The sequence below is a fragment of the Arthrobacter sp. TMN-50 genome (assembly GCF_054511125.1).
The window spans coordinates 781,226-792,371 of record NZ_JBTNDG010000001.1; the positions used below are offsets into that span (position 1 = coordinate 781,226).

Annotated in this window: 11 protein-coding genes; 4 read left to right on the forward strand and 7 right to left on the reverse strand. The window is 63.7% G+C overall.

Annotated elements, in window-relative coordinates; translation table 11 throughout:
* Positions 1–55 precede the first annotated feature (55 nt).
* On the reverse strand, positions 56–1,321 hold the full coding sequence (locus ACX80A_RS03785; RefSeq protein ID WP_459258325.1) for a sugar ABC transporter substrate-binding protein: 1,266 nt from the start codon (positions 1,319–1,321) through the stop codon (positions 56–58).
* A gap of 58 nt (positions 1,322–1,379) precedes the next feature.
* Positions 1,380–2,423, reverse strand: coding sequence for a LacI family DNA-binding transcriptional regulator (locus ACX80A_RS03790; RefSeq protein WP_459258326.1), 1,044 nt, complete (start codon positions 2,421–2,423; stop codon positions 1,380–1,382).
* Positions 2,424–2,617: 194 nt separating this feature from the next.
* Between ACX80A_RS03790 and ACX80A_RS03795 the strand changes: the two genes are divergently transcribed.
* Positions 2,618–4,489 (forward strand): glycogen debranching N-terminal domain-containing protein, encoded by a 1,872-nt coding sequence (locus tag ACX80A_RS03795; protein WP_459258327.1) that lies wholly within the window; start codon positions 2,618–2,620, stop codon positions 4,487–4,489.
* 19 nt (positions 4,490–4,508) lie between these two features.
* Here ACX80A_RS03795 and ACX80A_RS03800 read toward each other — a convergent pair whose 3' ends face one another.
* Positions 4,509–5,330, reverse strand: a complete 822-nt coding sequence (locus ACX80A_RS03800) for a CPBP family glutamic-type intramembrane protease (RefSeq protein ID WP_459258328.1) — start codon at positions 5,328–5,330, stop codon at positions 4,509–4,511.
* 43 nt (positions 5,331–5,373) lie between these two features.
* On the opposite strand from ACX80A_RS03800, the gene ACX80A_RS03805 reads away from it, so the two are divergent.
* The 3 genes from ACX80A_RS03805 (at position 5,374) to ACX80A_RS03815 (ending at position 7,486) form a co-directional block, all read left to right on the forward strand.
* Positions 5,374–6,831, forward strand: coding sequence for a dihydrolipoyl dehydrogenase family protein (locus ACX80A_RS03805; RefSeq protein ID WP_459258329.1), 1,458 nt, complete (start codon positions 5,374–5,376; stop codon positions 6,829–6,831).
* A 144-nt stretch (positions 6,832–6,975) separates the two neighbouring features.
* Positions 6,976–7,242, forward strand: coding sequence for a hypothetical protein (locus ACX80A_RS03810; RefSeq protein ID WP_459258330.1), 267 nt, complete (start codon positions 6,976–6,978; stop codon positions 7,240–7,242).
* 10 nt (positions 7,243–7,252) lie between these two features.
* Entirely contained in the window at positions 7,253–7,486 is a 234-nt protein-coding gene (locus ACX80A_RS03815) for a DUF6480 family protein (RefSeq protein WP_459258331.1), read from the forward strand.
* A 65-nt stretch (positions 7,487–7,551) separates the two neighbouring features.
* Here the strand turns inward: ACX80A_RS03815 and ACX80A_RS03820 are convergent, their stop codons facing one another.
* From ACX80A_RS03820 to ACX80A_RS03835, 4 genes are all read right to left on the reverse strand, one after another.
* Positions 7,552–7,857: a PRC-barrel domain-containing protein gene (locus tag ACX80A_RS03820; RefSeq protein ID WP_459258332.1), complete on the reverse strand. Its 306-nt coding sequence runs from the start codon at positions 7,855–7,857 to the stop codon at positions 7,552–7,554.
* Between the two features lie 132 nt (positions 7,858–7,989).
* Positions 7,990–9,054, reverse strand: a complete 1,065-nt coding sequence (locus tag ACX80A_RS03825; protein WP_459258333.1) for an ABC transporter substrate-binding protein — start codon at positions 9,052–9,054, stop codon at positions 7,990–7,992.
* A gap of 117 nt (positions 9,055–9,171) precedes the next feature.
* Positions 9,172–10,155, reverse strand: a complete 984-nt coding sequence (locus tag ACX80A_RS03830) for an ATP-grasp domain-containing protein (RefSeq protein ID WP_459258334.1) — start codon at positions 10,153–10,155, stop codon at positions 9,172–9,174.
* Positions 10,156–10,577: 422 nt separating this feature from the next.
* Positions 10,578–10,931, reverse strand: coding sequence for a hypothetical protein (locus tag ACX80A_RS03835; RefSeq protein ID WP_459258335.1), 354 nt, complete (start codon positions 10,929–10,931; stop codon positions 10,578–10,580).
* Between the last annotated feature and the right edge of the window lie 215 nt (positions 10,932–11,146).

Below are 11,146 nucleotides of genomic sequence, written 5' to 3' on the forward strand. Positions count from 1 at the left end.
CGGGAGCGCCCCCCAAAAAAGCGCTCCCGCGGCTGTTTCACTGCTTCCTCATGCTCTATCCAGCGTCTGCGACGACCGCTTCCATGTCAGTCTGAAGGGTGTCAAGAACTTGCTGGATGTCGGCAGTTTTGATCGTTTCCAGCTGTGCGTTCAGCTCTGCGAGCACGTCCGACGCACCGGGCTGGGCTGGCAGGTTCTGCGCATAGTCACCACCGGCGATGAACGCCGCGAAGTCCGGGTACGTGGTGGCCCATTCCTCGGCGGCCGACTGCACCGACGGCATGACACCGAACGCTTCGGCGAAACCTAGCTGACTCTCTACCGAGGTTAGGTGCGCTACTAGTTCCTTGGCGCCCTCGATGTTGTCGCTGTCAGCGGCGATGCCCCAGCAGTTGGTGAACTGCAGGGTGCCCGGTCCGGCAGGGCCAGCCGGAAGTTCGGCTACCTGGTAGTCGACGTCGGGAAAGTCATTCGTCATGGCTCCTGTGATCCAGTTGCCTTCGATCACCATGGCGGCCAACCCCTTCCCGAAGGCCTCGCCACCCCAGCCCGCGCCGAGTTCTGATGAAAAGGCGGCAGCGCCGTCGTTCATGAGCTCCTGCACATAGGTGAGGCCCTCGAGATTCTCTGCGCTGTTGACGGTGGCTTCACCGTCGGTGACCAGTCCCCCGCCAGCCTGTGCGGTGAAGACGCCGAGGCGCTGGAATTCGGGGCCGATTCCGAGCCCAACCACGTCATCGGTGGTGAGCTTTTCGGCGACGGTGCTGAGCTCTTCCCAGGTGGTGGGGATGTCGTCCTCAGTGAGGCCCGCTTCCTCCCACAGCGTGTTGTTGATGATCAGGCCCAGGGTGGAGAAGTCCTTGGGTGCACAGTACAGCTGGTCCTCGTAGGTGAAGGCCTCCCGTAGGGCGGGGTAAAAGTCGTCCTTGTTCTCCAAGTCGTCACCGTAGGGTTCCAGGGAGCCGTTTGCCGCGTAACCGGCGAACAGGTCGGTGGACACGTAGAACACGTCGGCTGGTTCGCCGGAGGCGAAGCCCTGGCTGAGCTGTTGCGGCAGGTCGGAAGCCACGCTGACGCTGGCGTCCATGCCGGACTCGGTGGCCCAGGCGTCGACGGTATCGGTGACGGCCGTGGTCTCGGCGTCGCCGGAGGAGCCGATCAGCACGGAGATCGGGGCGTCGGTGGCGCCCTCGGATTCGGTGGACTCACCGTCCGATCCCGAGAATCCCGATCCGCCACAGGCGCTCAGTGCCAGGGCCGCTGCGGCTGTAACGGCAACGGCTAACGTCTTCCTGCGGGTGCGGAAGTTTCCAGTCTTCATTGTCTGTTCCTCATTCTTTTGTTTACTTCGGGCTATCTAGGGGGATGAAGTGTGTGGGTCACGTCAGCCAGCCGTCGCCGGCCAGAGGGTGGGGGAACCGCTGCGTCAGGGTGGGCCGCAACAGCAGGTGTTTATCTGGACGGCCGCTTTCCGCATCGCCGGATAGGGTATGGGTGAGTACCCGGATGATGTGACGGGCGGCGTCCTCAATGGGCTGGGCAACGCTAGACAGCCCGACGGCGGCAGCGACCGGGGTATCGTCAAAACCAATGACATCGGGGGTGACCGGGGCAGGACGATGCTGGCGAAACGCCGCGAGTGCGCCCAACGCAAAGCTGTCGCTCGCGCAGACGACGGCGGTGGCTCCCGCCGCCATGAGCTGTTCCGCAGCCCGGGCACCGGCGGGGACACCGTCGTCGGCCCTCACCTCAAGACCGGCCGCTCCGCCAACGGAAGCGTTCATGGCACGACGCCACCCGTTGCGGCGGTCATCGCCGGCGCCGGAACCCTCGGGCCAACCAATAAACCCGATGGCGGTGTGACCCTGGTCCAGCAGCAGGCGGGTGGCCTGCTCGGTCCCAGCGCCCCCGTCAACATCCACCCAGGGATGAAGTGAACTAAAAGGATCCTCAGTGTCGCTCCAGGGCCGTCCGAACGAAGCGAACGGGATCTCATTTTGGAGCAGCCACGTGGTGCGTTGGTCCCCGTGGTGGGTACCGGTGAGAACAAACCCGTCGAGGTCTGCGACGTTGAGGAGGTCTTCGTACTGGCGGACTTCCTCATCGTCGGTCGCTGCGCTAAACAGGGTCAGACGGTAGCCGCCCTCCTGGGCCGCCTCGGTGAGAGCGTGAAGGAAACGGTCGAGGATAGAGCCGTTGATGCCGTCCACCACAGGCATCATGCGGATGCCGAGGTTCATGGAGCGGCGGGTCCTCAGCTGCCGAGCGGCAGCGCTGGGCCGGTATCCGCTCTCTGCGATGGCGTGCTCCACCCGCAGGCGGGTCGCTGGTTTGACCCGATGAGGGGCATTGATAACGTTGGAGATGGTCTGGCGGGAAACGCCAAGGGACTCAGCCAGACTCACCAGCGTTGCCTTTTCCATTTCACTCCCTCGTGTGCCCGAACCCTCGTGTGCCCGACCGACTGCGATTTCCGATCGATTCGCAACTTCATAATGTCGCTGCCTGTTTACAACAATATGAACGTTCAAATATGATGTCAATCACTAATTTGAACGATCCAATAACGTTTTGGCGATAGCGTCAAGGCGACACCACCCAGCACCAAGGAGTTCATGTGGCCCACCGCCAGCCGTACTTGCACAACCTCACCGGAGTTTTCAGCGCGCCGGTCCAGGCCTGGGCAGACGATCATGGGCAGATCCGGGGCCACGGGGCGCAGGGCATTCACTGCGGTGATGACCGGGTCATCAGGGAATCCATCCTGACCGTCAACGGGGAGGAACCTGAGTGGGTGTCGACCCAGGTTCGTTCTGCTAGCCAGGTGGACTACCTCTACTTCGTTCGGGTGCAGTCCCCCGTCGCCGACCCCCTGCTTTACCTCACCCGGTCCCGCATTGCCGATGCTCACGGCGTCAGCGAGGAGATCCGAATTGAATCAGCGCATAGCTTTTTGGCACACCTCGAGGTTCAGTGCCACTTGCTGGCGGACAGCACTCCGATGGAGAAAGTCAAATCCGGTTCCGCTCCTGAGCCCGACCTCAATATCTCAGGGCCACAGTGGAACTGGCGCGGCTCGGACACGTCGATATCTTTGGATTCTGGTACGGCCCGCACCGAATACGATGGCAGCCAGATTCGGCTGAGCTGGATGATCGAGGTGGAACCGGGCGGAACGGTTGTCCTTCCCTGGCGGGTTTCCCTCGCCGACTCAGCTGCTCCCATGATCGCCCCTAGCACCCCGGCGCTGACGGCCCCGAGAGTTCCCGAGCCGCGGCTACAACGCCTGATGAGCCGGTCGATCTCCGACCTCAACGGCCTCCGGATGGCGACCGCCGATCGTCCTGAAGACACCTTCCTGGCGGCCGGTGCCCCGTGGTTTTTCACCATGTTTGGGCGGGACTCCCTGATTGCTGCGCGGATGCTCCTACCCCTCAACACTGCCTTGGCGGGCAGCACCCTGCGTGCCCTGGCCTCACGGCAGGGTGACAGCACCGATCCGCAGACCGCCGAGCAGCCGGGCAAGATCTTGCACGAGGTGCGCCGGGGAACGTTGCAGTTCGAAGAGGGCGGAAATGGGATGTCCCTCCCTCCCGTCTATTTCGGAACTATCGACGCCACGCCCCTGTGGATCTCCTTGCTGCACGACGCGTGGCGAGCCGGTCTGCCCTCAGCCGAAGTGGAAGCGCTGCTTGATCATTTGGAAGCGGCGCTGGTCTGGCTGCGTGACCACGGGGATTCCGACGGCGACGGCTTCCTCGAGTACCTTGACACCAGTGGGCATGGGCTGGCCAACCAGGGATGGAAGGACTCGGGGGATTCAATCCGCTGGCACGACGGCGCACTTGCCGATGGTCCGATCGCCCTCGCAGAGGTCCAGGCCTACGCCTACGAAGCCGCCGTGGGCGGGGCTGCCCTCCTTGACTCATTTGGCCGGCCGGGCGCGGGCGACTGGCGGGACTATGCCGACAAACTCGAGCTCCGCTTCCGCGAATCTTTCTGGTGCAGCGACGAGCTGGGAGCCTACCCGGCCATTGCGCTCGACGCCGCGAAGCGACCGGTTGACGGAGTCACAAGCAACATGGGCCACCTGCTCGGCACCGGCATCCTGAACCGTGAGGAGCAGACCGCTGTGGTCCGCCGGTTGATGGACCCGACCATGTTCTCCGGGTATGGCATCAGGACAGTTTCCACCACCAATGGTGGGTTCTGGCCCACCCGCTACCACGCCGGTTCCGTGTGGAGCCACGACACCGGCATGATTATCAGCGGATTCATCAAGGACGGCTTCGCCGACGAGGCTCGAACCCTCGCCTCCGGGCTGCTCCGTGCCGCCGAAGGCTTCGACTGGCGCCTCCCCGAGCTGTTCTCGGGTCACGCGTCCGACGACGTCTGGCCACCAGTGCCCTACCCGGCCTCCTGCCGCCCACAGGCGTGGGCCGCGGCGTCCGCGGTCCCAATCGTGACGGCGCTCGGGGGCTTCGCCTAACCCTCGTTACCTTTTTGGATCAGTAAAGGAAGATGTCGAACCATTCGCGGTTGTGCGCGTGAATGAGCACCAGGAACAGCACGAAGTCGAACAACAGGTGGACCGCCACGATGTAACTCAATGACTTGGTCTTCTTGAAGATCCATCCCTGCACCAGCGCGAACGGATAAATCAGCAGCGGCCCCCAGGCGTGGAAACCGAGTTCCCAGAGGAACGAGGTGAACAGCACCGCCTGCAGCAGGTTGGCCTGCCAGTCCGGCAAGTGCCGCCGCAGCAAGGTGAAGGCGGTGCAGATGAAGAACAGCTCGTCCCAGATGCCCAGCACGTTGGTCCCCAGGAAGAGCCTCGCCACGGTACTCCCGTCGGATGCCGCGGGCCAGTTCTCAAACACGCCCGTAGGAATCATGTAGACAGGAAGCAGGAGATACCCCATCATCACGACGGCCACCAGATACCAGCGTTCGGTCCGGGTCCACGTTTGACCCGTGAAGACAGGGAAACGAATCGCATGGTCCTTGAACACAAAGCGGGAAATCGAATACGGCAATCCCACCGCAAGGATCATCGCGGTCCCCATGATGAGCATGTGACTGAAGCTGATATCGGTGGTGATGGGCACGAGGCTCATCATGACCAGGCCCAGCGCCAGCAGGGCCAGATCCTTGAACAACTGCCGGCCAATGAAGAACGACGACACCAGCGCCGCCGCGAGCAGCAGGTAGCCCAGCCACCGCTGATCGAGCCCGAACATGACAAACCCCGAGAAGGCAACGAGCACCGCCGGAATCAGGTTCGCCGCGCTCTTCCGGGTGTCCCGGAGGGTATCCGGTTGGGTTGTCATACCCCGAGATTACCGGTACGGCCGGAAGGATGGGAGCAGGTGCGTGAGCTTCGGAGTGATTGCCTGCTATACAGGGAACAGGAACGCCATCACACCAGTCACCGTCGGGAGCTATGCCATGGAATACGACTTCGATGTCCTCATTATCGGTGCGGGTCCGGCGGGCATGGCTGCCGCGGTGCGGGCCGCAGAGTTAGGCGCCCGGGTGGGCGTGGTGGAGCGTGCCCGTCTCGGCGGCACCTGCGTGAACTCCGGGTGCGTGCCCACCCGGGTCCTGGCGAAGACGGCCCGCCTGTATCGGGAGGTCCGCACCGCCTATGACTATGGAATCGTGGTCGCCGAACCGTCGGTCGACTGGCCCCAGATTGTCCGCCGAGTCAGGTCCACCGTAGACCGGGTGCTTGCAGCGAAGGGGTACGACGACGTCGTCGCCCGGCTGGGCATCACCCTGCTCACCGGGGAGGCATCATTCGCCAACTCGCGCACCCTCACCGTGAGCGGCCGCCCGGTGACCGCAGGATCCGTCATCCTCTGCGTTGGGGGCAGCGCACGGCGGCTGCCCATCCCCGGCGCCGAGCATGCAGTGCTTCCGCCGGACATTCTCGACCTGCCGGCTCTTCCTGGCGCGATCGCCGTGATCGGCGGCGGGCACACCGGCGCTCAACTGGCCACTATCTTTCACGCGCTCGGCTCCCGCGTGCTGCTGCTGGATCTGGCGCCGCGTATCCTCACCACCGAGGACGCTGCTGTCTCGGCAGCCGTCACCGACGGGTTCCGCCGTCGTGGCGTCCGTGTCGAGACGGGAATTGCCGGAATCGACCGGCTCACCAAGGACGACGACGTGCTGCGCCTGCATTGGCGCAATGAATCCGGGGAGCACGAGGAGGTGGTAGACACGGTGGTGATGGCGGCCGGGTGGCCTGCGAACACCGACTTCCTTGCCCTGGAGACCGCCGGGGTTCAGGCTCAACGCAACGCCATACCGGTGGACGATTATCTACGGTCGAATGTACCGCACATCTTCGTTGCTGGCGACGCGAATGGTTCAAGCATGCTGGTGCAGGCCGCGGTCTTCGAAGGCGAAACTGCCGCAGAAAATGCAGTACTCGGCGCGCACCGGACCACCCCGCACCATCTGCTACCGGCGGGCGGTTTCACCGACCCGGATTACGCGGGGGTGGGACTCACGGAGGATGCGGCGCGTCGGCGTGACACCGACGCGGCCGTCGTCGTCGTGCCCTACGGCGAGGTGGAGCGTCCGATCATCGACGACCGCGAGCAGGGGTTCCTGAAACTCGTGCTCGATCGGCACCGCGAACTGATCCTGGGTGCACACGCGGTGGGCGAGAACGCCGTCGAAGTGATCCAGGCGGTCGCGGCGGCGATGGCCGCGGGGACCGACGTCGCTACGCTCGCTCGGGTGAAGTTCGCCTACCCCACCTACACGGCGATCATCGGAGTGGCGGCCCGTGCGGCACTCCGGCGTGAGCCGCATGACTAGGACCGGCGGCCCACCGCCCATCGGGAACGGGGTGCTGCTAGGGTTGGAGCATCCCGGAACTGCACAGTGGGCTTACCATTATTTGCCGTGGGCGTGGAACCACCATCCCGCTGGCTATCCCACTGCAGAGACTTAAGGAGCACAATGGCAACTATGGACAGCAAGTTCTCTGTAACCGAAGAGTCGTCAAGCAAGCACCCGCATGACTGGGGCCGGGCCATGGCAGTGGCAATCAGCCGACTGGTCGAAATGGCGCATGAGGCAGGTGACGTGGTGGAGCACGAGAACCTCTATGGTGAGGACCTTCGCCTGTTTGTGCGTGAGACAGAAGAGGGCGCCGATATCACCATGTCCTGGACGCCCAAGGAAACCAAGGATCCATCGCCCAAGAGGTCTGAATGGGAAATCTAGGAGGAACTCTATGACAGAACCAAACCCCGATCCGCAGGGCGACAAAATTACCGGGCTCGAGCCGGGCGGCGGAGTCCCACCGGGAGAAACACCCCCAGGCGAATCGTCGACCGTAGGCCCACAGGGTCACGACGAAGGAACCTCCAAGGGAAACAACCCGCTTCCGTGGCTGGTCGGCATTGGGGTGGTCTTCGTGGCCTGCGTCGTGTTGTTTATTGTTGGCCGGCTGGTCGACGTCTTCTGACCCACTCAGCATCAGGAACGCGCCCGCAGTAGGATACTGCGGGCGCGTTCCTGAATGAAGCGCAGCTACAAGTTGTAATAGTCCCGCAGAGTCGCCGTCTGCTCATCGGTCAGTTCTGACTCCGCCGTCAGATCAGGCGCATCGGCGATCGTGTCCTTGGTGTACGCGACATACAAGTCGCCGCCGTCGAGCCGGGCGCCTTCGAACGGAACGAAGTGCTCGCGGGTATTAAACAATCCCAGCGCCACGGTCACAAAGGCGGGCTCGCGGGTTCGCGCGTCGACGTGAACCTGTGACACCTGGCCCAGCTTCTCGCCGTCGGCATCCCAGGCGGTGGCTTCCTGCAGGTCGTGAATGTCGAGCTGTGCCATGGTGATTCTCCATTCTTCGGTAAAACTAAGTGAGCCGATCCTATTTCAGCCCACACGCGTCTGGAGAGCAACCGGAGCCGCCAAAGGCGCCCCCTATTTGAGGGAACGCCTTTGTCACAGTGGGGAGGCCGTTTAGCCCTCGGCCTGCTGGGCTGCCTCATCCAGCATGGGGAGGAACGTATCCAGCGCCCAGGGGAGGCTCAGCGGGTTGGCTGCCGAAATCGACAGGGTCAGGGTGTTGTCCGGGTCGGCCACCAGAGCTCCGGACTCGACCGCGGGGATCTGGCTCAACAGCGGGTCTTCGGCGATGGCCTCGATGGTTGACTTGTCGGGTACCCAGGTGACAAAGATGTCCGATTCCAGCTCGTTGGCTCGCTCAGCCGACCAGGGAATGAAAAACTCCCCCGTGCCCTCTGTGTTCTCGGTGACGACATCGGCCTGCACCATGCCGATCGACTCGAGGAACCGTGGCCGGTTATCGTTGGCCGTGTAGATGCTGACGCCTTCGGCGCTGGCGGGCTCAAGGTTCCCGTAAATGAAGGTTTTACCCACAATCGATGGGTAGTCTGCGGCCGCAGAGGCGACCGTCTCCTCAGTCTCGGTCACCAGTTCCTCGGCTTCCTCGGTCAGGCCTAGCGCTTCACCGATGATCCGGGTGGATTCCTGCCACGGCGTGCCATAGGCAACTTCGGGGTACGCAACCACTGGAGCGATCTCACTCAGGGTGTCGTAATCTTCCTGCGTCAGTCCTGAGTAGGCCGCCAGAATGACGTCCGGGTTGGTGGCCGCAACTTCGTCGAACGCGTAACCGTCGGCCTCCGAGTACTGCACCGGTGCGTTCTCGGTACCGATGGCCGCGCCGAGTTGTTCCAGCTTGGCGTCTTTCCATGGCGTGGAAGCGTTCTGGTTGCCCCCGTACTCATCACTTTGCATGCCAACGGGAACGACGCCGAGGGCCAGCGCCACATCGGCGTTCACCCAGTCAACGGTTGCCACCCGCTCAGGAAGCTCCTCGATGACGGTCTCTCCGAAGGCATGCTCGAGGGTGACGGGGAACTGATCCGCCGCACCCGCAGCCTCGAGACCCTCGGAGCTGGAGCCGCCGTCCGCGGAGCCGGTACTGCAGGCGGACAGGGCAAGGATAGCGGCGACTGCGGCGGCGGCAGCGGCCAAACCGCGCATGCGGGTGGGGGCCATGGGGGCTCCTCGACTTTCGGGAAACAGTGACTCACGCCCGTCCGGACGCAACGGAAGTAAGGCTACCCTACCCTCAGGCCTATTACGAAATGTTTATGTTGCGTAATAGGAGCTCAGCTACGGCTGGTACGTCTGTCGGGCTCCGGGGGCGGTAGCAGCCAGAGAGGAGAGGTACGTGACGAGCGCGGCCGGGGCGGACCGGGGCGCCTGAGCCTCGACCACCGCGTTGTAGTTGGTGTTGGTGTTGACGTCGTAGGTCAGCACCCTCCCGTCGGCGGTTTCAATGAACTCGATCCCACACACCTCGATGTTGTTCCGGCGGGCAAACTCGAGGTATCTTCCAATGATCGGGTGATCGAAGCCCACGCGGAGGCTGAACAGCTGCTGCCCGTCCTCGGGTTCGATCGTAGCGCCGGGTGGCATGACTGGCTTGCCGGTCACCGGATCGATCGCGCAGGCGTCCGCCGGACACAGCTGGAATCCGCCGCGCGCCGTGTCGGCCTGGATGGCGTAGATAAACTCGCCGCCGACAATTTCCACCCGCGTAATAATGGGTTCTGCCGCCTGAATGAACTCCTGGATCAGCGTGATGCCGTCCTGGGGTTCTTCGAACTCGGGCGATCCCACGTAGTCGGCCAGCTCCTCGTGGCTCTCGAACTTCCGCACGCCCAGACCCTTGCCGCCCTGGTTGTGCTTGGTGATGAACGGCGTGGGGAAGCTTGCCGCGGCGTCGAGAATCCGGTGCTTCCCGATGGCGGCGACGGTGCGCGGCGTCTCGATACCTGCGGCCTTCAACGCGGTCAGCTGGTCAATCTTGCTCATCTCCAACTCAAGGATCCGCCGCCCGTTGACCGTTCGGCGGCCGTGGGCCTCGAGCCACGACAGCACTGCCCGGGCGTAGTCCTTGGACAGTCCGTGGCCCCGGGTATGCGACGACGCGCTGATCCGCGACCAGAAGATGCCCTCGGGCGGCTCCCGGTCGAGGTCGAGGATGCCGTCGGTGAGCAGCCACTCCTCGACGTCGACGCCCTCGGCTTCGAAGGCCTCGGCGAATGGTGGGAACCATTCAGGATTTTCATGCAGGGCATAAATCTTGGTCACGACGTACCTCCAGCTTGGGTTCACTAGCCACAACGGCGCCTACGGCGGACCTATTCCGCGGCCAGTGAGGGCGGGCTACTCGGGCAGGAAGATGCCGTTCCCGGGCTCGGGCTCATACTTCCTCGACGGCCTTGCGGCGGTGGTGGACATGACTGGTGCTCCCTTGACTCGAGTCGCGCGGGTTTCGTTTCGGAGGGTTGTGCTGGTCAGTCGAAGTAGGAGGGAACGTCGATGGCGCCCCCCCCCCTTGCTCCTCAAAGTCCTGGCGCACCTGCTGCTGAAGCGTTGGGTCCATCAGGTAATCCAGTGCCGTGAGCGCGAGCCGGCTGCGCCGTCGTAGGCTCCCAGCACCGCTGCCTCGGAGGCGGCTGCGACGGCGAAGTCGGTCGTGTGTAGGGCGGTAGCCTGGTCGGCGATCTTGATCAGCGGGTGGATGCCCGGGATGCGGTAGCTGACGTTACCGAAGTCGGTGGACGCCGCCAGGTGTCTGAGACGACGCCGGCCGGGAGCGGGTTGCGTCCGCGCCACTGCTGGGATTGAACCCAGCGTCCGGTCAGCGCACCGTTGGTGCGGATGGGGAGCGACGGCCCGTCACCGGCGCCGTGAAGTTCGGCCCCGACGGCGGTGTCGACGCCGTGGGCGCCGAGCGCGGCGCGGAGGTCTTCCGGTGCACCCTCGAACGATGACTCGGGCGAAACTGCCGTGAGCAGACGGCGTTGGGTCTCGGAATCGATCTGGGTGAGGTATGCCGGGTCCGGCAAGGCTGGTTCGGTCATCTTGGTAGCTTAAGCAACTATTCGGTGGTGTGCCGGGAGCGACCGAAATACTGGTTAACACGGGTGGCTGTCCCCCTGCAGGAAGGGCTAGGTGTATTGACCATAGAGGTTGGTGACGGTCGGCGTGGTGTGGTGACATGAAGAAGACCTCCGGGTGTAGTGGGGCTTGTCAAGAGCATCCACCGACCAGGAGGTCTTCAATGTCCCACCCTAAC